The organism is Rhizobium sp. BR 362 (assembly GCF_036528765.1).
Taxonomy (GTDB): domain Bacteria; phylum Pseudomonadota; class Alphaproteobacteria; order Rhizobiales; family Rhizobiaceae; genus Rhizobium.
Genome location: NZ_JARWGH010000036.1, coordinates 12,648 through 36,715, shown reverse-complemented (window position 1 = coordinate 36,715; position 24,068 = coordinate 12,648). Strand labels below are relative to the sequence as shown.

The following is a 24,068-nucleotide window of genomic DNA, read 5'->3' as shown; positions in this document are numbered from 1 at the left end:
CGATTGACTGCGAAGATATCGCCGCATTCAATCTAAGCGTTCATCAGCTCGTGACTTTATGGCACCAACGGTTTATTTGTTAGAGACATAACAGTGCCATGCACGGTGAAATGGTGGGAGGGCGGCATGTACAATCTGATCGTCTCCAGCAGAGAGGAACCGTGGGACGGAACGCCATTGGACATCGATCTCAGTCGTTGCGTCAGCATATTTGAATATACAGAACAGGCGATTGCCGACAAATTCGACGTAACCGCAGAGGCGTCACAACTGCAACTCATGCGGTTGCCGACCGTATTTGCGCACGAAACCTTCCGCGAGCGTTCCCCGCATTTCGGCGTTATCCGAGATATCGCCGTTCGCGAAAGGCGTGTTCACGTCGACTATGAAATTCAGCCGCTTCCAAAGTTTCTCACATGGCATGATATGGTGGACAAGCAATTTGTCCTCGGGCTTGGCGATTGGGAAATGAACCGCACTCATTGGGCGGTAAAGGACGTAAACTTACCCAAAGAGCTGCAGCTCTTAGGACTTACGCTGCCCTCTTGGACGAATCCTGTGGGCAGTGCGGTGAACATAAACTCTCATCGCTTCGACGTTGGCTTGTCGTTTCCTGCTGACGCAGCAAGCTTTGTTGCAAAAGTTGCGGCTCAACTAGAAAAGCACATTGGCCCTCATTACTACTTTTACGATTATAATTACCAAGGACAACTAGCGCGACCAACAGCCGACACCCTGCTGCAGGACATTTATCAGAACCGCTCCAAGCTGATTGTCATGTTTGTCGGCTCCGATCATCAGTCGAAGAAATGGTGCGGCATGGAATGGAACACCATCCGCCAAATCACAGCGCAACGGCAGCGGGACCGCGTCATGTATATTCTGCTGGACCATGGCGACTTTGAAGGCGTTTTGGGGACTGATGGGTACCTGGACGCCCGCGACTTCAGCCCCGGCGAAATAGCCGATGCAATCACGGAGAGAGTTCAGTTTCTTTAGCTCGCGGACGACCACACGACCTATCCGATCAGCGCATGTGGCGAAACTCGCCCATCGCAACGCTCTTTGTTGAGAGCGTTACGGGTCGTCTGGGATAAATTTTAGCGGGATCAGCTCGGATCGTTCCGGTGAACGTCGTGCACGGTCATGCCGATCGATTCCGGCGGCTTTTCCAACCAACGGCGATGCTTCAGGGTCTTGCGCGTGTCCTGATAGCCGGAATCCCAGTGCTCGCGCATCGAGGTGCCCGAGAATTCGTAGTCCTTGGCGTCGCTCTCATAGATCTTCTGCTGGTAGATGAGATGGACGATATTGATTTGCGGCACGTCCTCCATCGCCAACAGGAATCGCCGGTCATCGTCGGTCAGCGCTTCCGGCGGCACGCGCAGCAGCGCCTGGCGCAGCTTCAGCCGCAGATTATGCATGCGGCGGAACGTATCCGTATTGTTGCGCGTACGGCTGGAATACATGATGTCCTTGTGCCGGGCGAGCACATCAGCCATGTCGCGGGGTAGGATGCCGCGCGCGCTGAAGAGGTCGACCTGGAAAACCAGCGTGTCGCGCACCTCCTCCTGCTCCAGGAGATATTGCAAAGGCGTGTTCGAGACGATGCCGCCGTCCCAGTAATATTCATTCTCGATGCGGACGGAGGGGAAGGCCGGGGGCAGCGCACCGGAGGCCATGACATGCTCCGCGCTCAGCACCTCGAGATGGCTGTCGAAATAGCGGTAATTGCCCGTGCGCACATTCACCGCACCGACACTAAGCCTCTGTCGGCGATCGTTCAGCAGGTTCCAGTCGATCAGGCGGTTAAGCGTCTTCTTCAGCTCCGAGGTATCGTAGAAGCTCGTTGCGCCCACAGCACCCGGAAGCTGGAACCAGGGATTGATCTGATTGGGCGTGAAGAAGCCGGGCAGGCCCGACATCATCGTCAGCATCGAACTCGTCTGGTTGCGCATCTTGCGGAACGCATCGCCTTCCGGCGTGAAATGCCAGATCTTGCGATGAGAGATCGTCTCCCAGAAATCACGCAGCCGGTCGAGGCGGTTGCCACGCGTATTCCCGGCGATGATCGCGGCGTTAACCGCACCGATCGAGACGCCGGAGAGCCAGTTGGCCTCGATGCCAGCTTCGTGGAGTGCCTGGAAGACACCGGCCTGGTAGGCGCCAAGCGCGCCGCCGCCCTGGAAAACGAGGCCGATCGACTGATAGGCCGCAAGAAGATCGGCGATATCGGGCGTTTCGGATTTAAGCTCGGGCTGGAGCTTGATCTGTTCGTCCATGATCCTGCTCCTCAGGCCGGTTCGCGCATGTAGTCATGCACGACCTCGCCGAGACCCAGCGTCAGGTCGGCGATAAAATGCATGGCCGAAACAATCTCCACGACCGGCAGACGGGCGACGTCGGCGATGACGTGACGGAAGAGCTGCAGGTCGGCAGGTCCCGTCCAGGCACCCTTCACGTTGATGTCTTCGAGATGATAGCGCACCAGCTCGCAGATGCGCGGCGTCGCGTCGACATGCGGGATGATCTTGACCAGGAAATTCGGCTTGGCAAGCGAATGGGCGACCTCGGCAGCGTTGAGCGTGCGGTGTTTGTAGCCCATGCTAGCGGTAGCGCAGAGGACGGAACCGTAGTGCAGCGTGCCGACGATTACCTCACCCTCGTGGACGAGCTTGGGATAGGCGAGCTTTTTCGGAAAGCCCCAGATTTCCCGGCCGCCGGCGATCGGCGCATCGTCGTCGAGATACATGGCGTGCACATAAACGCCCTCTTCGCCCCGGAAGCGGACAGGGATCACCTGTCCGGACTCCGTGTAGTCGCCGAAGCCGGTCGAGTCCGGCATTTTGATGAACTCGTATTTCACGATGGGATCGACGATCTCCAGCGGCTGCGGCACGATAGCCCTAAGCGCGTCGGGATCCGTGCGATAACTGATGATGACGTATTCCCGGTCGATGAAGCGATAGGGACCTGGCGGGTAGGCAGGGTTTGTCAGCGGCATGGCATAGGCGTTGCGTACGTCGGCGGCTTTCATGTCGGGCGTTCCTCGTCATAAGAAAATTGGACAGGTCGGCGATCAATACGCAGTCCAGCCGCCGTCGACGGGAAGGATCGTGCCGGTCATGGAGGCGGCTTCCTCGCTGGCAAGGAAAAGGGCCAGGCCCGCGACCTGATCGACCGTCACGAACTGCTTGGTCGGCTGCGCTTCGAGGAGCACATCGTGGATGACCTGCTCCTTGGTGAGGCCGCGCGCCGCCATCGTGTCGGGAATCTGCTTTTCGACCAGCGGCGTACAGACATAGCCGGGACAAATTGCGTTGACCGTGACGCCGTTGGTGGCAGCTTCAAGCGCGACGGTCTTGGTGAGGCCGGCAATGCCGTGCTTGGCCGCCACATAGGCGGACTTGTAGGGGGATGCCACGAGGGCATGGGCAGAGGCGATGTTGATGATGCGGCCGAAACCACGCTGTTTCATGCCGGGCAGCGCCGCCTTGATGGAATGGAAGGCGGCGATCAGATTGATCTCGATGATTGCCTGCCATTTCTCATCCGGAAACTCGTCGATCGGCGCGACGTGCTGGATGCCCGCATTGTTGACGAGAATGTCGCAGCTACCGAAACTGTCGAGCGCCAGCTTGATCATCTCACCGATTTCGGCGCCGGAGAGCATGTTGGCCGGCGAATAGAGGCAACGAACACCGAAATCCGTTTCGATTCCGGCGCGCTCTGCCTCGATGGCATTGGCGTCGCCCAACCCGTTGATGACGATATTCGCGCCCGCGGCGGCAAAGCGTCGGGCAATGGCAAGCCCGATGCCGCTCGTGGAGCCGGTGACCACGGCGGTTCGGTTGGCAAGGGCTTTCGGCTGGGTCGCGTCGCTCATCGGGTTCTCCAGTGTCGCTTTGGCGAAGGGCATCTTCACGTAGCTTTGGATCACGCCGACATGTCGCTGGTATGACTAGCCCAGCATAGCACTTAAAAGTTGCCGTGAAATGGAGACCTATAGGAAGTCTGGATCGCTTGGTCCGATGTAAGCTGGGCGCGAAACATCGCAAATCCGGATCAAATCACCGGTGCGGACCCCAAATGCGTTGTTTCAAATGCCGAGACGTAACATCTATTTGATCGGTCACTGACGACCACGTCGATCAAACTTTGCCTCCGTCACGCGGATTCCCGAAGCATCAGATCGCCAGACAACAAGAAGCGACCCGTGGGGCTGAAGTTTTCTCTCTCTGAATCGGCCTCGCCAAGCATGGCAAGAAGCATATTCACGGCGCGTTCGCCGATCTCGCTGACATTTTGGGCGACCGTCGTTATCGGCGGACAAGCGTATCGCGACAAGGGATGATCGTCGTGACCGGCTATTCTGATGTCGGCGTTGCTCCCATGCCCGACCTTCAGCCCCAATTTGTAGGCAGCCGCGATTCCACCGAATGCAATACGATCGTTGGCGCAGAGGATGGTCTTGGTGGGCAGGCCGTTTGGACTCCCTGCAAGACGCATGGTTTCCTCGAAGCCAAACCGCTCGAAGTCCCAGGTGCGGACCTTCGGCACCGGCAACACGTGCGGCGTCATTCCAAACTGAGCCATTGCATCGAGATACGAGTTCTCGCGTGTCCTCGCATTGGTATTGACGTCCGGCATGCCAAGATAGCTTGGGGGCTCTCCGGAACGACACAGGTAGTCGACTATAAGCCGGAAGCTCTGCTCATTGTCGGTTCCGACGAATGCGGACGTGTCATCCAACGGCGAGTCGACGTAAACAAGAGGAACACTCCGCCCGTACTCGGCCAGCGTTCGCTGGTGAGACTCCACGCCAAGCGGCGCAATGATCGCACCGGCCACATTCAGCGATTTGAGGGTGCGGATCGCCCTGTCCTCGAGATCGGCCTGACCATCGGTCGACAAAACAAGCGGGAAAAAGCCCGCTTCCGTCGCCAGCGCCTCAATCCGGCGCGTCAGAGCCATGTAGAAGGGGTCGATCGAGCTCGGAATGATGATGCCGACAATATTCGTGCGCCGGCGATTGAGATTGACCGCGAAAAGGTTCGGCCGGAAGCCGGACTTTTTCAGAGCGACCTCGATGGTTTCCCGCGTCTTCTTTCGAACGGAGCTCGGATCGTTGAAGTATTTGGATACGGTAGGACGGGATAGACCGACAAACTCTGAAAAGTCCTCCATCGTTTTGATCGGTTTCGGCACGACCCATGTCTCCTAACGTTACCATAGAGTGTCTATCCGACTCTCTTCTGATGGAAAAGAGTGTTCCCCCGATCGGGAAAAACCGAAAGTCGATCCGCCGCGAACTGCACCTTCCTCATGCGTGATCCTCCACCTTTCTCGAAGAAGGGCAGCATCTCCGATAACGGAAAAACGATACGATATCAGCCGCACCCGGCCGCCCTGACGTGCACCAGCGCGTGGCCGGCGGCGCGTGAAGGAAGCGGCACGTCTGCCAGTGCCGCGGTCCCCTTCTTTAAAAAGATCTGGCTTTCACCGTCATTTTCTCAGCTCAGCCAGTTGCCGCCGTCGACGTTGTAGGTCTGGGCGAGGATGTAGTCGCTGTCGGACGATGCCAGGAAGACCGCGAGCCCCTTGATGTCATCAGGCGTTGCGAACCTGCCGATCGGCACGGACTTCGCGACGGCAGCCTTCTTCTCGCCAGGCTTCAGTCCTTCCCATTTGGCGAAGTGGGCGTCGACAATGTCCCAATGTTCGCCATCCACCACTCCGGGAGCGATCGCGTTGACATTGATGCCATACTTGACGAGGCCCAATGCCGCGGACTGTGTCGCTGAAATGATTGCGGCCTTTGACGCGCAATAGAGCAGCACGAGCGCCTCGCCTCGACGGCCCGCCTGGCTTGCCATGTTGATGATCTTTCCTCCGCGACCGCGCGCGATCATGACATTGGAAACGGCCTTCATCATAAAGAGAGGACCCTTCAGATTGATCGCGAAGACCTTTTCATAGCTGGCTTCGGTAATTTCGTTGATCGGAGCCATGTCGAAGATTGCGGCGTTGTTCACCAGAATGTCGATGCCGCCGTACTTCTGATCGATCTCGCTCACGACCGTGTCGATGGCAGCGAGATCGGTCACGTCAAGCTTCATGGCGGAAACGTTTGGGCCCAGCTCTTGGGCGGCCTGCGTCGCGCGCTCGATGTTGATATCGGCAATCACCACCCTTGCGCCTTCCTTGACGAAGGCCTCGGCAAAGCCGAGGCCGATTCCGCGCGCGCCGCCCGTGATGAGGGCAATTTTGTCTTTCAGTTTCATGGTTCTTCTCCCTAAGTGAGCGTCCTAGTGGGACGCATGGACAGAGATTGTGCTCTGAGCCCTTTGCAGGGCAATGCCGTTTTCATCGAACAAATGGCCGTCGGCAGGATTGAAGGACAGCGAGACCCGTTCATGCAATCGATGCATGTCGGCACCGTCCGTTTCCACGATGACAAGCTGCTCCGGTGCGACCTGCACGTAGACGTAGGTATGGCCTCCAAGGCGTTCGACGACCATGACCTCGCCTGATATCTGGCCTTCCCTGCAGATCCGCAGATGCTCGGGTCGGATGCCCAGCGTCAGGCTCGCCCCGGAGCCGACGTTGCCAGCGGCCGGGACCTGCAAAGTCGAGCCGCCAGGCAGGGACACCGAAACGCCGGACGCGCTGGCGTTTAAAGCCGTAACAGGAAGGAAATTCATGGCGGGCGAACCGATGAACCCCGCAACGAACCGGTTCACGGGGTTGTGGTAGAGTTCCATCGGTGCACCGACCTGCTCGATCCGGCCGTCGCGGAGCACCACGATCTTGTCCGCCAGCGTCATAGCCTCCACCTGGTCGTGGGTGATGTAGATCATCGTCACTCCGAGTTGGTCGTGGAGACGGGCCAGCTCGATGCGCATCTGCACGCGCAGGGCAGCATCCAGGTTGGAAAGCGGCTCATCGAACAGGAAAATTCGCGGTGAGCGGACCATCGCACGCCCGATAGCCACGCGCTGCCTCTGTCCGCCGGACAACTGCTTTGGCTTGCGGTCGAGAAGGTGCCCAAGCTGCAAGAGGGACGCTACCTCGGTTATTTTGTGATCGCGCTGCACTTGCGGAACGCCCGCAAGCTTCAGCGCAAATCCCATATTGTCCTTGACCGTCATGTGCCGATAAAGCGCATAGGTCTGAAATACCATCGCGAGCCCGCGCTGGTCGGGTGGAACGTCATTGGCATGGTCGCCGTCGATAACGAGATCGCCGCTGCTGATGTCCTCGAGCCCGGCGATCATGCGCAGCAGCGTCGACTTCCCACATCCGGACGGCCCGACGAAGACCACGAACTCTCGATCCTTGATGTCGAGATCGACGCCTTTGATGACGTCGACCGCACCGAAGGTCTTCTTTACTTCCTTGAGACTGAGGGTAGCCATGTCGTTTTCCTATTTAACCGCGCCGAACGTCAGGCCGCGCACGAGTTGGCGCTGGGTCATCCAGCCGAAGACGAGGATTGGGGTGATAGCGAGCGTGGATGCCGCCGAGAGCTTCGCCCAGAACAATCCCTCCGGCGAAGAAAACGAGGCGATGAAAGTCGTAAGACGTCCGGCCTTGGACGCCGTCAGGTTCAGGCTCCAGAACGCCTCGTTCCAGCAGAGAATCGTCGACAGAAGGGCCGTGGAGGCGATCCCAGGCAGGGTGAGCGGGAGCAGGAGATACCAGATCTGTTCAAGGGTGCTCGCGCCATCCATGCGGCTCGCTTCGAGAATCTCGTGTGGCACGTCCTTGAAGAATGAGTACAGCATCCACACGACGATCGGCATGTTCGACAACGTGAACACGATGACCATGCCGCTACGGGTATCGAGAAGGCCGGTGTCGCGGAACAACAGATAGATCGGTACGAGCACTCCGACGGCCGGAAGCATCTTGGTCGACAGCATCCACATAAGCAGATCCTTGGTCCGCTTGCCCGGAAAAAATGCGGCCGCGTACGCCGCCGGAATCCCGATAACGAGGCATAGAGCAGTCGAACCAAGGCTTTCGATGATGCTGTTCAGGGCATATTGAAGATAGTCCGCGCGCGCATTGACATCCACGAAGTTCTCCAGCGTCGGCGTGAAGAAGAGTTTCGGAGGAGTCGCTACGGCGTCGATCTCGGTCTTGAACGCCGCCATCAGCATCCACAGGATCGGGAAGAACATGAGGAAGGAAGCGGTCCAGCCTCCAATGCCGCACCACAGCTTCTGAGAGCGGAAAATGTGGTTTCGTTTAGCCAAATCCGTTCTCCTCAATTTTCCAGGTTGCGTGCCACCGTCCGGATCAGGAAGGCGGCGACGATGTTGGCCAGGATGATCGCGAAGACGCCACCGGCAGAGGCCGCGCCCACGTCCCACTGAAGAAGGGCCTTGTTGTAGATGAAATAAGTCAGGGTCGTCGTTGCAGTCCCCGGCCCGCCCGCCGTCGTGACCTGGATTTCGGCGAAGACCGCAAGCAGGAAGATGGTCTCGATCATGACCACGACCGAGATCGGCCGAAGCAGGTGCGGCAGAATTATGTGAACGAATGTGGACCACCCCTTGGAGCCATCGAGACGTGCCGCTTCCATCTGCTCGCGGTCCAAAGACTGCATGGCCGTCATGAGGATGAGCGTCGCGAAGGGTATCCACTGCCAGGCGACGATGATGATGATCGACGTCATCGGCATCTGCACGAACCAGTCGATCGGCGTCAATCCGACAAGCTTGGCGAGATAGGCAAAGAGCCCGTTGACAGGATGCATCAAGAGGTTCTTCCATATCAACGCCGTCACCGTGGGCATCACGAAAAACGGCGCGATGATCAGCAGGCGGGCAACGCCACGTCCCGCGAACTCGATGTCGAAAAGGAGCGCGAACATCACGCCGAAGCCGACCGAAAGTGCGAGGACAGCGAAAAGGATGACGAGAGTCCTGAGGATCGCCGCCAGAAGACCGTCGTCCGTTATCAGATAGGAATAGTTGTCGAGGCCTGCGAAGCCCGCGCTCAATGGATCCAGCAGATTGTAGTACTGCATGGAGAACCAGAGCGTCAGCACGAGCGGAACAATCATCCATGCGAGGAGAAGGCCGACGGCCGGAGCTAAAAGCGGGCCTGTGCGGACCGAACGGCCGGAGCGCCTCTGCGTCCGCCGGATGAATTCACCCGAAATCGTTGTCATCGAAAACCTCTTCGCAATGCGTCGGCCGCTGGCCGGCAGCGATCAACGGAGCGATTGGAGAGAAGATAAAACCGGAGTTCCGGCGGCTGACGCTGCCGGAACCCTCCGGGAGGAGCCCGCGGTAGCGACACCGCGGGCGAAGCCGCTATCTCACTTGAGGTAACCGGCCTTTTTCATTTCGCGCTCGACCTGCTTCTGTGCACTGTCGAGTGCAGCATCAACCGTTTGCTGACCGGCAAGTGCCGAGGCGATCTGCTGACCGACGAGGGTGCCGATGCCCTGGAACTCGGGGATGGCGACGAACTGGACGCCGGTGTAGGGAACCGGATCCTTGGTCGGGTGGGCTGGATCGGCTGACAGGATGGCCTTGAGTACGGTATCGGCGAACGGAGCCGCCTTCTGATATTCAGCCAGCTCATAGGTCGATTTGCGGGTGCCGGGCGGAACCGCAACCCAGCCTTCCTTCTCGCCCACCATCTTCACATACTGTTTGGAGGTGGCCCATTTGATGAAGGATTTCGCTGCTTCTTCCTTCGTGGAAGATGTCGGGATTGCGAGGTTCCACGACCAGGACCAGCTTGATCCATTCGGCGTCACGTTAACCGGGGCTCGCGTGAAGGCAATCTTGTCCGCCACTTGGCTTTGCTTGGGGTCGTAAACACGGCCGGCTGCCGAGGTAGCGTCGATCCACATCGCGCAATGACCGGTCGAGAACAGAGCCTGATTCTCGTTGAAGCCGTTCGAGGTCACGCCGGGAGGGCCGTCCTTCTTCATAAGGTCGACGTAGTCGGTAATGGCCTTCTTCCATGGTTCCGAGTTGACCTGGGGCTTCCAGTCCATGTCGAACCAGCGGCCGCCATAGGTGTTGATCATGGTTCCGAGAAAGGCCATGTTCTCGCCCCAACCCGGCTTGCCGCGCAGGCAAAGGCCGTACTGCTCCTTGGACTTGTCGGTGAGCTTGTCGGCGAATTCCTTGATCTGATCGTAGGTTGGCTGATCGGGCATCTTCAGTCCCGCAGCGTCGAACAGATCCTTGCGGTACAGGGTAAACGAGCTTTCTGTGTAGAACGGTATCGCGTAGAGCTTCCCGTCTACGGTCAGACCGGATTTGATGGGCGCAAGCAAATCGCCGTAGTCATAGTCGTCGCCGAGGTCGTCGATCGGCTGAAGCCAACCCTTCTTGCCCCAGATCGGCGCCTCATAGCCGCCGATCGTCATGATATCGTACTGGCCACCCTTTGTTGCGATGTCCGTGGTCAGCTTCTGGCGAAGCACGTTTTCTTCCAAAATGACCCAGTTCAGCTTGTTGCCGGTTTCCTTTTCCCATTCCGGCGACAACTTCTGCATGATGATCATATCGCCGTTGTTGACGGTCGCGATGGTCAACTCTTCGGCTTGAGCAAGACCCGCCGCGAGCACGCAGCCGGCGACAGACGATAGCAATACTTTCAGAAAATTCCCCATTGTCTCGGTCCTCCTTACGAGCGTTAGCGCACAAAAGTTACGTGCGTAAATATTAAATCCATCAAATGTTATGTTCTTGTCAACACAAAGATTCCGATACGAGCTGGAAAGACCCGCCGTTGTGCATGCAATATACTGGAATTGATTATGAATTTTTTTCTGCTTACAAACAGGGCTACAATTACGCCGATCGAAACCAGTGCACTCACAAACTTTTCGTGCGTAAATTTTATTGACATAATCACGCGCGACGATTATTCAAAGCCGATAGCATGGAGGACGAATATGGCTATGCCTGCCGCAAAACTGGCACCCGAAAAACTAGGGCCGACGATCACCGTCGGTGAAATCCTCGTGGAAGTCATGGCAACCACGACAGGCTTTGGTTTCAAGGAAGCACAGATCCTGTATGGCCCGTTTCCGAGCGGAGCGCCTGCAATCTTCATCGATCAGATTGCGCGTCTAGGCGGCGCGGCGGGAATTATCGCAAGCGTCGGCAATGACGATTTCGGAGCCCTGAACGTCGAACGGCTGCAAAACGACGGTGTCGATACTTCGGCAATTTCCGTATCCCCGGATCGTCCGACGGGGAGTGCCTTCGTCCGCTATCGAGACGATGGATCGCGAGACTTCATCTTCAACATCATGCATTCGGCTGCCGGCGCAATCGAATTGAGTGCCGAGGCAAAGGCGCTCATCGCGCGGGCTGGTCATGTTCACGTCATGGGATCGGCTTTTGCGATACCCGGAGCGGATGTTGCTATCAGGACTGCCATCGAAGCCGTGCATCAAAGAGGCGGATCGGTTTCATTCGATCCGAATGTCAGGAAAGAGCTTCTCGGAAGCGGCAGCCTTCGGCAACAGTTCGAATACATGCTTCGGAATGCCGACCTGCTTCTGCCGTCGGGAGAGGAACTCTTCGTTGCTGCCGGTATCGAGAACGAGGCCGCCGCTATAACACGCCTGCTGGATCTCGGCATCGATGAGATTGTTCTCAAGCGTGGCAAAGACGGCGCGACCTACTTCGGAGCTGGAGGCGCGCGATATGATTTCTGCGGTTTTATCGTTGAGGAAATCGATCCTACGGGCGCAGGTGATGCTTTTGGAGCGACCTATCTCACATCCCGGCGTCAGGGACTTGGGCCAGAGGCCTCCCTTGAGCGGGCAGCGGCGGCCGGAGCCCGCAACGTGACCCTGCAGGGACCAATGACAGGTCTCCCTAACATTGCCGAACTGGACGCATTTATCGCGTCTACCCCGCGGAGAACAAAATGAGCGCTTTTCTTCGAAACCTCGCCGAGGCACGACGCGCAGGGCAACGGGTTGGAATAACCTCCGTCTGTTCGGCTCACCCCTGGGTGCTCGATGCGACCATGTCTCTGGCTCGCAAGAACCCCGGGCCGGTGCTCATCGAGGCAACCTGTAATCAAGTCAATCGGTATGGTGGATACACCGGCAAAAATCCTGCTGACTTCGCAAAAGAAGTCCTCGAATTGGCAGGGGCCAGAGGTATTCCGGCATCCGACATCATCCTCGGCGGCGATCATCTGGGGCCAAACCCATGGCGCAAGGAGACCTCCGCAGCCGCTATGACTAAGGCCGAGGAACTGGTCGCTGACTATGTGAAGGCCGGCTTCACAAAAATACACCTGGATGCGTCCATGCCGTGCAGCGACGATCCTAAGGTACTCGGCGATACGATAGTTGCAGAGAGAGCAGCAAAACTTGCCGCCGTCGCCGAGCGTGCCGCAAAGGAGATCGGAACGCAGCCGCTCTATGTTCTCGGAACTGAAGTTCCCGTGCCAGGCGGCGCGAACCACGTCCTTGACATAGTGGAGCCGACGACAGCTTCGGACGCGCAAGCAACGATAGATACCCACCGCGAGATTTTCACGCGACATGGCCTTTCTGAAGCATTCGACCGGTGCATCGCCTTTGTCGTCCAGCCCGGCGTCGAATTCGGCAGTGAAAACGTTGTCTCCTACAAGCCCGAACTTGCACGCGAACTCACCAAGGTTCTCGACAAGGAGGACAATTTAAATTTCGAAGCCCATTCGACGGACTATCAAACCGAAGCGTCGTTGGCTGCCTTGGTTCGGGACGGTTTTCCGATTCTGAAGGTAGGGCCGGGCCTCACCTTCGCGCTGCGTGAGGGCCTGTTTGCGCTTGATCTGATCGCGACCGAATTGAACCGTGGCTACTCCAGACGCCTCGCCTCAACGATGGAGCGGCTCATGCTGGAGAACAAGAGCGACTGGCAGGGTCACTACCATGGCAGCCACGCCGAAATCGCTTTGCAATTGCTTTACAGCTACAGCGATCGCATCCGCTACTATTGGGGCCTACCCGCTGCAGTGCAGGCAGTCCGAGAGTTAGAAAATACCTTGCGGGGTCGCTCCATTCCGGAGACGCTGGCAAGCCAGTTTCTTGGACGTATTGCCGAAAAGATTCGTCCAGGCGATGACGTTCCGACCATCGTAAAGCTCTATGTGTCCGATGTTCTCGATACATATGGCCGCGCGTGTCGCTCAGCAACTTGATCTTCGCGCGGTATGACAGGCGTCACAGTCGCCGATGGTGACCAGACCTGCGCCGATCGATTTGGTCGAGGTGTCAATTTGGAGGAGCGCCGAGGAATCCCGGCGCTCCGTTCGTAAATGGGCTTAGCTCGGATGCTTTTCCGGCATGGCGGATGAATGGTGTGTCGAGATCAGCCACTTTCCATCCTTGAACTCATAGGTGAAGGTGTAGCGTGCCGGCACCTTGGTGCCATCCTTCAGGATGAAGGTGTAGATGCCGGTATCAAGCGCGTCGTTGCAACCGACTTTGATCGTGCGACTGTCGATCTTCCCCTCCGGGTGCTTTTTCAGAAAGTCGACGAAATATTCCTTGCGCTCCTCTTGCGTCAGCCGCGGCTTGTTCGACAGGGTCGGGAGCAGAACGGCATCAGGGGCATAGTTTTCGACGACCTTTTCCGGGTCGAGCGTCGCCAGGGACGCGTTCCAGCGATCAAACAACTGCTCCACCTGGGGTTTGGTGATCGGCGCACATTCTTCAGCCAGAGCCGGCGTCGCCATAAGAGCAATCACGGAAGCGGCAAGCAGGCGTCTTTTCATATCAGTCTCCATCTTCGATCTTATCTTCCGGCAACACTTGCGCCGGCGTCTCAGAGATGGTTTGCCGCTTCCTAGACCGCGTCTGCCGAATGGCGCCAATCGCATATGCCGAACAGCATATGCATTATGACCGATCGACATCTATCTAAGGAGCGCCAGGGCGCTCAAAGGACCAGAAAGCACATGGAAGAAGCAATCGATGCAATGGCGTCGCCCATTCGCGAATTGCGGCGGCTTTACAGAGACGCTGAAGCGAAGGCTGCTCGGCTGCGGCTCATCGTCGACGTGCGCTCCATGCTCGATCGCGCGCCGTGGGAGGCTACCGTCGGCGAGGTTCTATCCGCGATCGCTGCCTTTGCCGGCGCAAATACGGCTTCGATCCGTTCACAGACCGGCGAGATTTGGCAGTGCGCCGGACAGGCGGGCTCAAGTCAATCGATCTCTGATATCGCCGAGACGAAGTTCATGGGCACTGCGTGGATGGCCGAAGAGCAATTGGAACTGCGTCTATCGAAAACCGCCTTTCCCATTCATGACGATGATCGCAAGACGATCAAGATCGTGGCGGATCAGCTTGCTGCGTTTTTGAAGGCCGAACGCCAGCATGCTGTCCGCGAGCGGCTAACGTTCGATCTTCAAGCACGCGAACGCGAACTGGCTCGGCTCGTAGAGGCGATGATTGGTGCGCAAGAGCAGGAGCGCCGCCCCGTCGCCTATGATCTGCACGATGGCGTCGCTCAATCCTTGGTGAGCCTGCTTTTTCATCTCGAGGCGGCAGGCGTTGCGACCCATGCGATGAACCCGGCCAAACAGGCCATCGAGGGCGTCTATGCCGAACTGCTCGGCGGTCTGCGGCGCGGCGAGATCGATTTCCTGATCGGGGCGATGCGCAATCCGCTTCCGATCGATGACGTCGAGCAGGAAACGCTGTTTAATGACATCGTGGTGATCGTCTCAGGCAAGCGCCACCCCCTCGTCGGAAAAGACTCGATATGCATAGGCGATCTGGCATCCTATCCCTGGGTGGTTGCAACAAGCGGCACGCCGATCAGAACCCATTTCGACGCCCTGTTCCAAGGCCGATCGCAGGGACCGAGAAGCGTGGTCGAGTCCAGCTCGCTGATCCTGATGCGTGAACTCCTCGATCAGACCGACCATCTCGGTTTCGTTTCGGGTGGCCAAGCGGCGGCGGAGATCAAGCGCGGCCTTATGACGTCCCTGCCGTTCGATCTCACCCATACCGAACGGCCGATCGGCATCACGATGCGCAGGGGGGTGGCTACCCACAGCCGCTCAGGCAGCTTTTCTCGACGAGATCCGCGAGGAAGCGGCCGCGAGGCAAACTTGCGGCCTATAGCCTTCCCTTAAGACGCTTTCCTGAAATGGCCATGCGGCATATCCGCCGTCTTGATACGAGCGCGCCCAGGCCGTGGGCCCATCTCAGGAGCCCCGAACCATTGGCTAGATGCGCCGGATTGCGGCGCGAAATGGTGGAGGTTTCGGAATGTTTTCGATCTTCCAGACTATCTCGCCTGCGATGCAGTCCCTCTATAGCCGCCGCTTATGCAGCGGACCTCTGATTGGATTGGAGGTCGTCATGCAAGACGCGTACTGCTTGGCCCGTCAACGCGGCGCAGGGCGGAGGAGGTTGACGGCGAAAGTCGGTCAAGGGCTTCCACAAAGCCATTTCCCCAAGCGGATTGCCCATGGGTGAACCAGAACGCCCAGCATCAAGCCTCGCGCGCAGACGCGCAACCATCATGTCGGAGGAGTACATGACACAGCCATCCGTCCTGGAGATCAGGTCTTACATAAACAGCCGCCCGATGTCGCGAATGCAATGGACACTGACTGTTCTCTGCTTCCTGATCGTCTTCTGCGACGGCATGGACGTCGCCATCATGGGCTTTCTCGCTCCGGCGATCACGGGCGATTGGGGCATTTCCAAGCCTGCCTTCGGTCTGGTGATGGCCGCCGCGCCGGTTGGTCTGGCCATCGGCGCGATCTTTGCGGGCTCGTCTTCCGATTGGTTCGGCCGTCGCCGCGTACTGCTCGGCTCGGTCTTCGCCTTCGGCGTCCTGAGCCTCCTCACTGCGCTCGCTCAAAGTCCGACAGAGATGGCGGTTCTCCGTTTCCTGACCGGCCTCGGCCTCGGCGCCGCAATGCCCAACACGACAACGCTGCTATCTGAATACGTCCCCGAGCAGAAGCGCTCCGTTCTTCTGGCGATCATGTTCACTGGCTTCAACTTCGGTTCGGCGATCATCGGCTTTGTGGCCGCATACCTGTTGCCGAAGTTCGGCTGGCATTCGGTGCTCGTCTTCGGCGGCGGCGTGCCGCTCGCGCTTTCCGTGATCCTGTTTTTCCTCCTTCCGTAATCGGCCCGCTTCATGGTCGTCCGCGGAGCTGGGACCGATCGCATCCGCAAAGAGCTATCGCAGGTGGCGGGCGAGGATTTCAGGTCGGTCAGCGAATTCACGCTCGAAGACGAGCCGGTGACCGCGAGCCAGCCGGTCACGCTTCTGTTCACGCCGGCATTCATCATCCGCACCCTGTCGCTGTGGCTGTGCTATTTCATGGGGCTGCTGGTCATCTATCTGACGACGAGCTGGCTGCCGACGATGATCACGGATGCGGGCATGCCGATCGGGACGGCAGCGAATGTCACCGCCAGGTTCCAACTCGGCGGCACGATTGCGCTGTCGTGGTCGGCTTTGCGATGCAACGCATCGGTTCGAAGAGCGCCATCTCGATATCATACCTGCTCGGCGCGGTTGCGCTGATAGCGCTTGCCTTCAGCGGGCTGACGTCGGCAGTCCTCGCACTGATCGTCGGAACAGTCGGCTTTTTCATGAGCGGCGGCCAAACCGGCCTCAATGCCTACGCGCCAGGCCGCTATCCCACCTTTGCCCGCGCGACCGGTGTGAGCTGGATGCTGGGCATCGGCCGGCTGGGCAGTATTCTCGGTTCATCGATTGGCGGTCTGCTGCTCGGCCTCGGCTGGGACTTCCGCGGCATCTTCTGCGCGCTCGCGGTACCCGCGGCGATCGGCGCCGCTGCAATCCTGATCAACGAACTGCAATTGACGCCGCAACTTCAACAACGAGCGACGAGATAATTGCCCATGCGGCTCCCAATCTGAGCCGCATATTTTCTCTGCAATGACGTTTCCGCTAGCAATATCCGAAGAGGCCTTCCAACGTCCGACACAGGTGCAATCGAACCTTGCCCGCTTTGCATCGTTATCTAGTCATGAAATGCATCATGTCCTGTAACGAAGTTCTGGAAGCATTGAAGTCGCTTGGTAACGACCAATTTTTCGCGCCGCAACATCTAGGTGTTTGTGTCGATCTCTTCAAAGCTTGCCGCTCCGATCGGTCTGCCCCCCGTCCGCGTTTAAGCGCCCGGGTGGGATGGCCGACGACGTTGCTCTCTTGAGGAGGTTTCACTGATGAAGATTGCTCAGATTGCGCCGCTCGCAGAAAGCGTTCCGCCTAAGCTTTATGGAGGAACCGAACGCATCGTTTCCTATCTCTGTGAAGAACTTGTCGCCCAGGGGCATGACGTGACCCTTTTTGCCAGCGGCGATTCCGTCACGAGCGCGAGGCTGATACCCTGTTGCGACGTGGCGCTGAGGCTCAACGATGCAGTCAAGGACCCCGTGCCGCATCATGTTCTGATGCTGGACAAAGTTTGCCGGCGGGCGGATGCGTTCGATATCCTGCATTTCCATAACGACGTGCTGCATTTTCCGCTGATCCGCGATTTCGTCGATCGTGCGGTAACCACCCTGCACGGGCGTCTCGACCTGCCGGACCTCTATCCCTTCTACCGGGCTTTTACAGACATTCCACTGGTCTCGATCTCCAACGATCAGCGCCGGCCGATGCCCCCGGTCAATTGGTCGGGAACGGTCTATCATGGCTTACCGGCAAATCTGCTTCCCTTCACGGAGAAGCCGAAAGGCAACTACCTTGCCTTTCTTGGCCGCATCTCACTCGAAAAGCGCCCTGACCGCGCGATCGAGATCGCAAGCCGATCAGGCATGCCCCTGAAGATCGCGGCAAAAATCGACAATGTCGACAAAGAATACTGGAAGACGGTGATCGAACCGATGGTAAAAAGCCATCAGAATGTCGAATTCATCGGCGAGATCAATGACCAGCAGAAGGCCGATTTCCTCGGAAATGCCCGCGCGCTGCTCTTCCCGATCGACTGGCCGGAACCGTTCGGCCTTGTTATGATCGAGGCAATGGCGTGTGGTACGCCCGTTATCGCCTTCCGTTGCGGCTCGGTGCCGGAGGTGATCGACGACGGCGTCTCCGGCATTCTGGTCGACAGTGTCGCCGAAGCGGCAGAAAAACTCGAATGGGCGCTGAAGCTCGATCGCCGAAGGGTGCGGGCAACTTTCGATAAGCGCTTTACCACGGAGCGGATGGCCAGGGACTACCTGGACATATACCGGCAACTACCCGGTACCTGCAAGAAGGTCGCCCCGCTGCACTCCTCCGAGGACTACGCCGTGGGTCTGGAGGCCGTCAATTAATCAGAGGAGAGGAAAATGCCGATCGTTTCCTCCGACAGTCTTCCGGCGCCAGCCGCGTCCGGTGCGCCGATCGCTCAGTTCTTCGTTCCGGCTACCGCTTCGCTGCATGAGCGGCAGCCGCTGACCTTGAAGCATGGCGACACTTTCGCCGTCTTCGATCGCAATGGGGACGTCCTTTCCGGACCGGATAGTCCGGAGGGAATTTTCCATCGCGACACCCGCTATCTCTCTCACCTTCACCTGACGATCAACGGCCAGAAGCCGATGCTGCTGTCTTCGACATTGCGCGACGACAATGCCACGCTCACCTGCGATCTCACCAATCCAGATCTTTTCGACAGGACCGGAAAGCTCATCCTCGGACACGATCACATCCATCTGCGCCGCACCCGCTTCTTGTGGAACGGGCGTTTTCACGAACGGCTGACCGTGCGCAACTTCGATGAGGGACCGCTGAACGTCCGCGTCGAGATTGCATTTGCAGCCGACTTCGCCGATCTCTTTGAGGTACGCGGCACGGTGAGAGCAAAGCGCGGCCGTCATCTCCCGCCGGCCGTCTCGGAAGACGGCATCCTTCTTGCCTATGAAGGGCTCGACGATCGCGCACGATCGACGAGGCTCTCCTTCGACCCTCTTCCGGACGAATGTGGCAATGAACACGTATTTTATGACGTGCAGCTTGCTCCGCACGAAACCCGATCACTTTTTATCGAGATTGCCTGCGATCCCGCCGAAACCGACAAGTCAAGCTACTGGTCCTTCTTTTTTGCCTTGCGTGACGCGCGCCGTGCACTGCGCGCCCGGTCGTCGAGAGCAGTTTCGATCGTTACGTCCAATGAGATATTCAACGAAGCAGCACGGCGCTGCACTTCGGATCTGAATATGTTGATGACCGAAAAGCCGGAGGGGCCTTACCCCTATGCCGGCATTCCGTGGTTCAGCACAGTCTTCGGCCGCGATGCGCTCATAACCGCCCTGCAGGTACTTTGGCTCGATCCCGAGATTGCCCGCGGCGTTCTCGGCCATTTGGCGACGAACCAGGCGACGGAAATGGATCCCTCCTCGGATGCCGAGCCCGGCAAAATTCTGCACGAAGTCCGTTGCGGCGAAATGGCCGAGCTTGGGGAGGTACCCTTCCGGCGCTACTACGGCAGCATCGACTCCACGCCATTGTTCGTGATGCTGGCAGGCGACTATCTCAAACGGACCGGCGACCTTGCGGCCATCGAGCGCCTGCTGCCGCATATCGAGGCGGCCTTGTCTTGGATCGACGACTATGGCGATCGCGACGGCGACGGCTTCGTCGAATATGGGCGGCTGACGAAAGAGGGCTTGATCAATCAGGCTTGGAAAGACAGTCATGATTCCGTCTTTCATGCGGACGGAACGCTGGCCAAGGGTCCAATCGCAATCGCCGAAGTCCAAGCCTATGTCTATGGCGCCTGGCAGGCTGCAGCGGAGATATTCCAGCGGCTCGGGCAGGCGGAGCGCGCCGCAAACCTGGTTGTGAGGGCCGATGGGCTGCGCCGAGCCTTCGATGAGGGCTTTTTCGACGAGGAGCTCGGCACCTATGCGTTGGCGCTCGACGGCGATAAGCGACCTTGCAGGGTTCGATCGTCGAATGCCGGCCATGCACTGTTTACCGGCCTTGCCTATCCGGAGCGGGCAGAACAGGTTGCCCGCACATTGATGACCGCCTCATCCTTCTGCGGCTGGGGCATTCGCACCATCGCCTCGACGGAAGCGCGTTATAATCCGATGAGTTACCACAACGGCTCGATCTGGCCGCACGACAATGCGCTGATCGCCAGGGGCCTTGCAGCCTACGGTTATCGCGCGGCAGCAGCGAGGATATTCGACGGGCTCTTTGCCGCGTCCACCTATATCGACCTGCGGCGGCTTCCCGAACTTTTCTGCGGACTATCGCGCCAGCGGGCACAAGGGCCGACCTTCTATCCCGTGGCCTGCTCCCCGCAAGCCTGGGCGGCGGCCGCACCGCTCTTCCTGCTTCAATCCTGTCTCGGCCTCAGTTTCAATCCGAACAAGCTGCAGATCAGCTTTCATGAGCCGCAGCTTCCCACATTCCTTGATGAAGTGATCTTGCGGCGCCTGCAGATCGGTTCCGGTTCGGCCGATGTCGCCTTGCGCCGCTCTGGTCGCCATGTCATGGTCGACGTTATCGATCGCAAAGGCGATATCCGGATTCTCACGACTGCATAACCGAGCGAAATCATGCGGGCGCTAGCTTATCAGGGATCGGCCTCAGCCGATTTGGCGCCTACGACGGCTGATTTAACAAGCCGAGATAGAGCTGGGCTTCTTTCTCCAGATCGTCGCAGAGCTCCTCGTATTCTCCCAATTGATCGGCATTGACTCGTGTCAGCCGCAGCCGATCTCGCTGCAAGACCGCTTGGCTATAGCTTTTGCATAGATCTCTGAACCAAGGAGCATTGTTGGGGTGCGCACGAAGGCCGGGGCATCTTATCGCGAGGGAAGCCCAGCCATGTCTGAAAAGATTGATACGTCTGCTTTCCATAGCGAACGATCTTAGATCAGAACGAGCTAATCTTTGCAGTTGGCCGATTGGCTTCGTTCATAAGCCGATGGAACAAGTCGTTTTCCCTGGCGTTCACCCAAACGGGCGAGTCGATCCCCGTCCTCGCCTGGTGGCTCCAAAAGGCGCCACGAGAAGGTCTGTCGCCAGCATTGCGGCCCCGCCGGCTGACGGCAGACTTGTTTGAAGTTATGATCTGCCTACTCCGCAATATCGGCTGCGCGCCTCGCGCGGAAAGTTCAGCAGCGTTCAGGTGTGGATGCGGACCGAATCCGACGCCGCGGGACGGATAGCTGGATTGATCCAGGAACCCGCCGCTGGCAGGGGCGCCGCCAACGACGGGTTGGCTTGGAGGCCGGTCGGAAAGGGGAACTTTCCAACTAGTTTGCAAACGGTGTCCTACTAGGTTTGTTCCACCAAAGCGGGATTTTATCGGCATTAACGAGGGCGATGGCTCTCGTTAATGCCGACAAGCGCGACAAGCTGATGTTCGTCGTGAACCCCTTCCCTGAAAAGCTCGATGATCATTGCCGCCACTTGCTCGCCTTCTTCGCTTTCGCGCGAAATATTCCTTTTGAGCAGAATGGCATCAAAGGCGCGCTGACAGGTGTCCAAGTCGATTGAATCGAGAGCCAAGTCACGCTTGCTGAGATACCTGCTGATCATTCCGTCCTTCCTCCGCCTGGCGCATTTGCCGATTGGAAATGATGTAATTTTCGGTCTCTGCAATTTCAAGAATTTGCCGGGAACCGAAGACAGCATAACGCTTTTCAGACCAAGTACGCTAAGCCACTGTCATTAGGCTGAACGTCGCTCTTTCAGGCGTGGTTTTTCGGAGGGGCACTGTTGGACGAGTTGGCCGTCATCCGCATGGTGCGGTTTCGGGGATAGAACTGCCGCTGCTCCCTTTCAATCAGGGGAAGATGCCCGCAAGGCACGCCTTGCGGAGATAGAAAGACGGGCGCCAGGTCATATATCAATTGGCTTCAGAAACTGGCGTCGACAGCAGATTGATCAAGGCTTCGAATTGGTAGGGCTTGGGCAGAAACGATACTCCGCTTGCCAGGTCGAAATTGCCCAACCCGACATGCCCGGACGTGACCACGACCCTCGTCTTAGGCGAAAGGGCACGAATCCGCGAAACCAGCCCGAGGCCGTCCATTGATCCGGACATATTGATATCAGTGAACACGGCATCGACGTTCCTGCGGTTCAGCAGGATAAGAGCCTCATCGGCGTTGGCAGCCTCCCAGACCTCAAACCCCGCATGCTCGAGCGCGTCGACAGCGGCGAACCGGATTATCGGTTCGTCATCGACGACCAGAACGCTTTTAATCTCGTCCCATTGCTCGTCGGTAGTATCGGAAGCGCCCGCCTCTTCAAGTTCGAGTTGCTCACGTTCGGCCACAGCTTGCGACCAATGTTCGCGGTCTCGTCCGGAAGGGAACCCCTCCTGCTGCCAGATCTCGTGTGCGCGTCTGCTGATCCAATTATAGCGATCCGTGTCCATGGATAATCCTCGTTCGTCGCCTTCCCAACGCTGCTGCCCCAGCGCGGTTCCTTCGATTTCCATGTGATTTCGATCAAGCACGACCAGATGCAGGTTCCGAGCTCGTCCACTCAGGTGGCCGCCGCCGTAGCAACCGGAATCCGCCGCGCGCACTATCCGTGGATCAGCGGAGTTTTGGTTCTCCTGCTTCTTGACATCGCTCGGCAACCTCCAATCTCCGCCTAATAAAGTGGAGGAGAGCTTATGCAAAGGACGTGGTACGTCGAGACCTATTTGGAAGATGGACTGTCTGCGGACGGCTTTGAAGAGCATGCCACCTACGAGGCGGCATTGAATGCCGTGAAGGCTATTCGCGACGCTGGCAAGTCTGCGCGCTTCATGGCCCCGGTCGGCGCGACAAAGGAGCAGATAGCATCATTCGATGAGCTTGGAATGGTTCAACGGATCTAGCTGCGGTCTTCGTCAAATTACATCAACGAGATGATCAAATGGTCGACGGTATGAGAGATGACCTGCTGCAGCAGCGCAAGACGTTGTCTCGTCAGGTCGAAGCTGCAAAACAACTGTTGGCGGACCTTGAGCGGGAAGACGTTCAAATCGTCAAGGGCCAAGTCGATCCTATGGTCGACAAGGGAAATTTGACGCGAAATTTCAGCCGGGAGCTGAACAAGCAGATCGAAGTGATGGCGGATACTATCGCGCTGATGGATCACATCATCGTCCATCTGGAAAAAGATGAGCCTTATTCGCCTAAAGATAGCGGGGCATCGCCAAGGTCTTCAATCGACACCAATAATCGCGAAGTGATCCAATATCCCGAGTTCCTGGAAGGCGACGGCGGTCCGGGAAGCGGCGGGTGAACCCACGGCCGAACTCCGCCGCCAATACTCGCCACGCGTCCACTTTTGCAGAGATGACGGCTCTCCAAAACTACTCTGCCGGCGTTCAGCGAGGCGGTCGCAAACTCGCCTGGCGGCTTGACTTTCCAATGGGTCGGCCCATTTCCTCCCCATCGTCAGCAACCGAACACAGAGGCGCTGACGGCTGAGAGATTTTAAGCGCTCCCGCCTGCATCCACGGGTGTGGCGATCCGATGTTCCACGCGAAAGAGCGGATTCATTAAATCGCACTCAAAGTCACGATACTCGATCGCCGGAATCCTCTCCTTCGAAAGACCATCGATCATCAGAGAACTGCCGTTGATTTCTGGTGTTTTCGCCGGCATTCGACCATGGCATTCCGATCAGGCGGAGACGGAAAAAACATGGTTGAGCAAAATCGCAGTCTTCGGCGGGAACAATGATCACACCGGCAAGTTCGATGCGCCGCCGGAGACACACCTTGCCACTGATGTGACCAAGGTGATGTGATTTCCTGTTGCCGTTAGCAGAAAACCCGTCGCTGCTAACGGCACTTTTTTGCGTGCTCTTCTTAGATTAGGTTTTGCCGGCAGCAAAACGCAGCCCGGCATTTTCGACTGCCGTCATGAAGGCGGCGCGCGCATCGTCAATCGGCAGCTTTCCGTCATGAGCATCGAAGAGAGCTTGCATCACCGCCTGAAAAGCCGTCTCGCTACGCTCGCCCCGCCACTCCTCAAACATGTATTGCGCAGCACTTTCGGTGCTGTTGACAATGACATACCTGCCAGGAACGTAGGTTTCGACGTTTACGGGATCATCCCACCACTGACGTTTCAT

General features: G+C 58.0%; 24 protein-coding genes. 11 read left to right on the top strand and 13 right to left on the bottom strand.

The genetic code is table 11. The annotated features are described in order from the left end of the window. The first annotated feature begins 126 nt into the window (after positions 1-126). On the top strand, positions 127-999 hold the full coding sequence (locus tag QDY28_RS26410) for a TIR domain-containing protein (RefSeq protein ID WP_331384330.1): 873 nt from the start codon (positions 127-129) through the stop codon (positions 997-999). 110 nt (positions 1,000-1,109) lie between these two features. Here QDY28_RS26410 and QDY28_RS26405 read toward each other — a convergent pair whose 3' ends face one another. The 9 genes from QDY28_RS26405 to QDY28_RS26365 form a co-directional block, all read right to left on the bottom strand. Continuing rightward, the gene (locus QDY28_RS26405) at positions 1,110-2,282 is read right to left on the bottom strand and encodes a patatin-like phospholipase family protein (RefSeq protein ID WP_331384329.1); all 1,173 of its coding nucleotides are present in this window, start codon (positions 2,280-2,282) and stop codon (positions 1,110-1,112) included. An 11-nt stretch (positions 2,283-2,293) separates the two neighbouring features. Then, entirely contained in the window at positions 2,294-3,037 is a 744-nt protein-coding gene (locus QDY28_RS26400) for an acetoacetate decarboxylase (RefSeq protein WP_331384328.1), read from the bottom strand. A 42-nt stretch (positions 3,038-3,079) separates the two neighbouring features. Then, a complete protein-coding gene (locus tag QDY28_RS26395) occupies positions 3,080-3,886 on the bottom strand; it encodes a 3-hydroxybutyrate dehydrogenase (RefSeq protein WP_331384327.1) in 807 nt (268 codons plus the stop codon). Positions 3,887-4,167: 281 nt separating this feature from the next. Then, positions 4,168-5,187 carry a LacI family DNA-binding transcriptional regulator gene (locus QDY28_RS26390; protein WP_331384341.1) on the bottom strand — a complete coding sequence of 340 codons (1,020 nt, stop codon included), beginning with the start codon at positions 5,185-5,187 and terminating at the stop codon, positions 4,168-4,170. 326 nt (positions 5,188-5,513) lie between these two features. After that, positions 5,514-6,284: an L-iditol 2-dehydrogenase gene (locus QDY28_RS26385; protein ID WP_331384326.1), complete on the bottom strand. Its 771-nt coding sequence runs from the start codon at positions 6,282-6,284 to the stop codon at positions 5,514-5,516. 24 nt (positions 6,285-6,308) lie between these two features. Further along, positions 6,309-7,418: an ABC transporter ATP-binding protein gene (locus QDY28_RS26380; RefSeq protein ID WP_331384325.1), complete on the bottom strand. Its 1,110-nt coding sequence runs from the start codon at positions 7,416-7,418 to the stop codon at positions 6,309-6,311. A gap of 9 nt (positions 7,419-7,427) precedes the next feature. Next, positions 7,428-8,261: a carbohydrate ABC transporter permease gene (locus QDY28_RS26375; RefSeq protein WP_442967593.1), complete on the bottom strand. Its 834-nt coding sequence runs from the start codon at positions 8,259-8,261 to the stop codon at positions 7,428-7,430. Between the two features lie 11 nt (positions 8,262-8,272). Next, entirely contained in the window at positions 8,273-9,181 is a 909-nt protein-coding gene (locus QDY28_RS26370) for a carbohydrate ABC transporter permease (RefSeq protein ID WP_331384324.1), read from the bottom strand. 150 nt (positions 9,182-9,331) lie between these two features. Then, the gene (locus QDY28_RS26365; protein WP_331384323.1) at positions 9,332-10,645 is read right to left on the bottom strand and encodes an ABC transporter substrate-binding protein; all 1,314 of its coding nucleotides are present in this window, start codon (positions 10,643-10,645) and stop codon (positions 9,332-9,334) included. A gap of 285 nt (positions 10,646-10,930) precedes the next feature. On the opposite strand from QDY28_RS26365, the gene QDY28_RS26360 reads away from it, so the two are divergent. Next, positions 10,931-11,920 carry a tagatose kinase gene (locus QDY28_RS26360; protein ID WP_442967592.1) on the top strand — a complete coding sequence of 330 codons (990 nt, stop codon included), beginning with the start codon at positions 10,931-10,933 and terminating at the stop codon, positions 11,918-11,920. Next, the gene (locus QDY28_RS26355) at positions 11,917-13,185 is read left to right on the top strand and encodes a class II D-tagatose-bisphosphate aldolase, non-catalytic subunit (protein ID WP_331384322.1); all 1,269 of its coding nucleotides are present in this window, start codon (positions 11,917-11,919) and stop codon (positions 13,183-13,185) included. Before QDY28_RS26360 ends, QDY28_RS26355 begins: the two co-directional genes overlap by 4 nt. A gap of 123 nt (positions 13,186-13,308) precedes the next feature. On the opposite strand, the gene QDY28_RS26350 is transcribed toward QDY28_RS26355, so the two are convergent. Further along, positions 13,309-13,722, bottom strand: a complete 414-nt coding sequence (locus QDY28_RS26350) for an SgcJ/EcaC family oxidoreductase (protein ID WP_442967595.1) — start codon at positions 13,720-13,722, stop codon at positions 13,309-13,311. 222 nt (positions 13,723-13,944) lie between these two features. Between QDY28_RS26350 and QDY28_RS26345 the strand changes: the two genes are divergently transcribed. The 6 genes from QDY28_RS26345 to QDY28_RS26320 all read left to right on the top strand — a co-directional run bounded on the left by QDY28_RS26345 (position 13,945) and on the right by QDY28_RS26320 (position 20,527). After that, positions 13,945-15,129 (top strand): LysR substrate-binding domain-containing protein, encoded by a 1,185-nt coding sequence (locus QDY28_RS26345; protein WP_331384320.1) that lies wholly within the window; start codon positions 13,945-13,947, stop codon positions 15,127-15,129. A 407-nt stretch (positions 15,130-15,536) separates the two neighbouring features. Next, positions 15,537-16,139 (top strand): MFS transporter, encoded by a 603-nt coding sequence (locus QDY28_RS26340; protein WP_331384319.1) that lies wholly within the window; start codon positions 15,537-15,539, stop codon positions 16,137-16,139. Between the two features lie 12 nt (positions 16,140-16,151). Beyond that, positions 16,152-16,544, top strand: a complete 393-nt coding sequence (locus QDY28_RS26335; protein WP_331384318.1) for a hypothetical protein — start codon at positions 16,152-16,154, stop codon at positions 16,542-16,544. Then, positions 16,481-16,879, top strand: coding sequence for an MFS transporter (locus tag QDY28_RS26330; RefSeq protein ID WP_331384317.1), 399 nt, complete (start codon positions 16,481-16,483; stop codon positions 16,877-16,879). Before QDY28_RS26335 ends, QDY28_RS26330 begins: the two co-directional genes overlap by 64 nt. 333 nt (positions 16,880-17,212) lie before the next feature. Continuing rightward, positions 17,213-18,307, top strand: coding sequence for a glycosyltransferase family 4 protein (locus tag QDY28_RS26325; protein ID WP_331384316.1), 1,095 nt, complete (start codon positions 17,213-17,215; stop codon positions 18,305-18,307). Positions 18,308-18,322: 15 nt separating this feature from the next. Continuing rightward, entirely contained in the window at positions 18,323-20,527 is a 2,205-nt protein-coding gene (locus QDY28_RS26320) for an amylo-alpha-1,6-glucosidase (protein ID WP_331384315.1), read from the top strand. 772 nt (positions 20,528-21,299) lie between these two features. Here QDY28_RS26320 and QDY28_RS26315 read toward each other — a convergent pair. Beyond that, complete coding sequence (locus QDY28_RS26315; RefSeq protein ID WP_331384314.1) at positions 21,300-21,623, bottom strand: hypothetical protein; 324 nt, start codon at positions 21,621-21,623, stop codon at positions 21,300-21,302. A 214-nt stretch (positions 21,624-21,837) separates the two neighbouring features. Next, entirely contained in the window at positions 21,838-22,578 is a 741-nt protein-coding gene (locus QDY28_RS26310; RefSeq protein WP_331384313.1) for a response regulator, read from the bottom strand. A 36-nt stretch (positions 22,579-22,614) separates the two neighbouring features. Here QDY28_RS26310 and QDY28_RS26305 point away from each other — a divergent pair, with 36 nt between their 5' ends. Both QDY28_RS26305 and QDY28_RS26300 read left to right on the top strand, forming a co-directional pair. Next, complete coding sequence (locus QDY28_RS26305) at positions 22,615-22,821, top strand: hypothetical protein (protein ID WP_331384312.1); 207 nt, start codon at positions 22,615-22,617, stop codon at positions 22,819-22,821. Between the two features lie 38 nt (positions 22,822-22,859). Next, positions 22,860-23,231, top strand: coding sequence for a hypothetical protein (locus QDY28_RS26300; RefSeq protein ID WP_331384311.1), 372 nt, complete (start codon positions 22,860-22,862; stop codon positions 23,229-23,231). A 576-nt stretch (positions 23,232-23,807) separates the two neighbouring features. On the opposite strand, the gene QDY28_RS26295 is transcribed toward QDY28_RS26300, so the two are convergent. Beyond that, the gene (locus QDY28_RS26295) at positions 23,808-24,068 is read right to left on the bottom strand and encodes a DUF982 domain-containing protein (RefSeq protein ID WP_331384310.1); all 261 of its coding nucleotides are present in this window, start codon (positions 24,066-24,068) and stop codon (positions 23,808-23,810) included.

What these genes read in the sequence shown, in the direction of transcription:
- QDY28_RS26385 (WP_331384326.1), bottom strand. Translation starts at nt 6,284, where the DNA reads ATGAAACTGAAAGACAAAATTGCCCTCATCACGGGCGGCGCGCGCGGA.
- QDY28_RS26410 (WP_331384330.1), top strand. Translation starts at nt 127, where the DNA reads ATGTACAATCTGATCGTCTCCAGCAGAGAGGAACCGTGGGACGGAACG.
- QDY28_RS26315 (WP_331384314.1), bottom strand. Translation starts at nt 21,623, where the DNA reads ATGCTGTCTTCGGTTCCCGGCAAATTCTTGAAATTGCAGAGACCGAAA.
- QDY28_RS26365 (WP_331384323.1), bottom strand. Translation starts at nt 10,645, where the DNA reads ATGGGGAATTTTCTGAAAGTATTGCTATCGTCTGTCGCCGGCTGCGTG.
- QDY28_RS26355 (WP_331384322.1), top strand. Translation starts at nt 11,917, where the DNA reads ATGAGCGCTTTTCTTCGAAACCTCGCCGAGGCACGACGCGCAGGGCAA.
- QDY28_RS26370 (WP_331384324.1), bottom strand. Translation starts at nt 9,181, where the DNA reads ATGACAACGATTTCGGGTGAATTCATCCGGCGGACGCAGAGGCGCTCC.
- QDY28_RS26350 (WP_442967595.1), bottom strand. Translation starts at nt 13,722, where the DNA reads ATGGCGACGCCGGCTCTGGCTGAAGAATGTGCGCCGATCACCAAACCC.
- QDY28_RS26335 (WP_331384318.1), top strand. Translation starts at nt 16,152, where the DNA reads ATGGTCGTCCGCGGAGCTGGGACCGATCGCATCCGCAAAGAGCTATCG.
- QDY28_RS26340 (WP_331384319.1), top strand. Translation starts at nt 15,537, where the DNA reads ATGACACAGCCATCCGTCCTGGAGATCAGGTCTTACATAAACAGCCGC.
- QDY28_RS26390 (WP_331384341.1), bottom strand. Translation starts at nt 5,187, where the DNA reads ATGGAGGACTTTTCAGAGTTTGTCGGTCTATCCCGTCCTACCGTATCC.
- QDY28_RS26320 (WP_331384315.1), top strand. Translation starts at nt 18,323, where the DNA reads ATGCCGATCGTTTCCTCCGACAGTCTTCCGGCGCCAGCCGCGTCCGGT.
- QDY28_RS26380 (WP_331384325.1), bottom strand. Translation starts at nt 7,418, where the DNA reads ATGGCTACCCTCAGTCTCAAGGAAGTAAAGAAGACCTTCGGTGCGGTC.
- QDY28_RS26400 (WP_331384328.1), bottom strand. Translation starts at nt 3,037, where the DNA reads ATGAAAGCCGCCGACGTACGCAACGCCTATGCCATGCCGCTGACAAAC.
- QDY28_RS26345 (WP_331384320.1), top strand. Translation starts at nt 13,945, where the DNA reads ATGGAAGAAGCAATCGATGCAATGGCGTCGCCCATTCGCGAATTGCGG.
- QDY28_RS26330 (WP_331384317.1), top strand. Translation starts at nt 16,481, where the DNA reads ATGCAACGCATCGGTTCGAAGAGCGCCATCTCGATATCATACCTGCTC.
- QDY28_RS26395 (WP_331384327.1), bottom strand. Translation starts at nt 3,886, where the DNA reads ATGAGCGACGCGACCCAGCCGAAAGCCCTTGCCAACCGAACCGCCGTG.
- QDY28_RS26325 (WP_331384316.1), top strand. Translation starts at nt 17,213, where the DNA reads ATGAAGATTGCTCAGATTGCGCCGCTCGCAGAAAGCGTTCCGCCTAAG.
- QDY28_RS26405 (WP_331384329.1), bottom strand. Translation starts at nt 2,282, where the DNA reads ATGGACGAACAGATCAAGCTCCAGCCCGAGCTTAAATCCGAAACGCCC.
- QDY28_RS26360 (WP_442967592.1), top strand. Translation starts at nt 10,931, where the DNA reads ATGGCTATGCCTGCCGCAAAACTGGCACCCGAAAAACTAGGGCCGACG.
- QDY28_RS26305 (WP_331384312.1), top strand. Translation starts at nt 22,615, where the DNA reads ATGCAAAGGACGTGGTACGTCGAGACCTATTTGGAAGATGGACTGTCT.
- QDY28_RS26300 (WP_331384311.1), top strand. Translation starts at nt 22,860, where the DNA reads ATGGTCGACGGTATGAGAGATGACCTGCTGCAGCAGCGCAAGACGTTG.
- QDY28_RS26295 (WP_331384310.1), bottom strand. Translation starts at nt 24,068, where the DNA reads ATGAAACGTCAGTGGTGGGATGATCCCGTAAACGTCGAAACCTACGTT.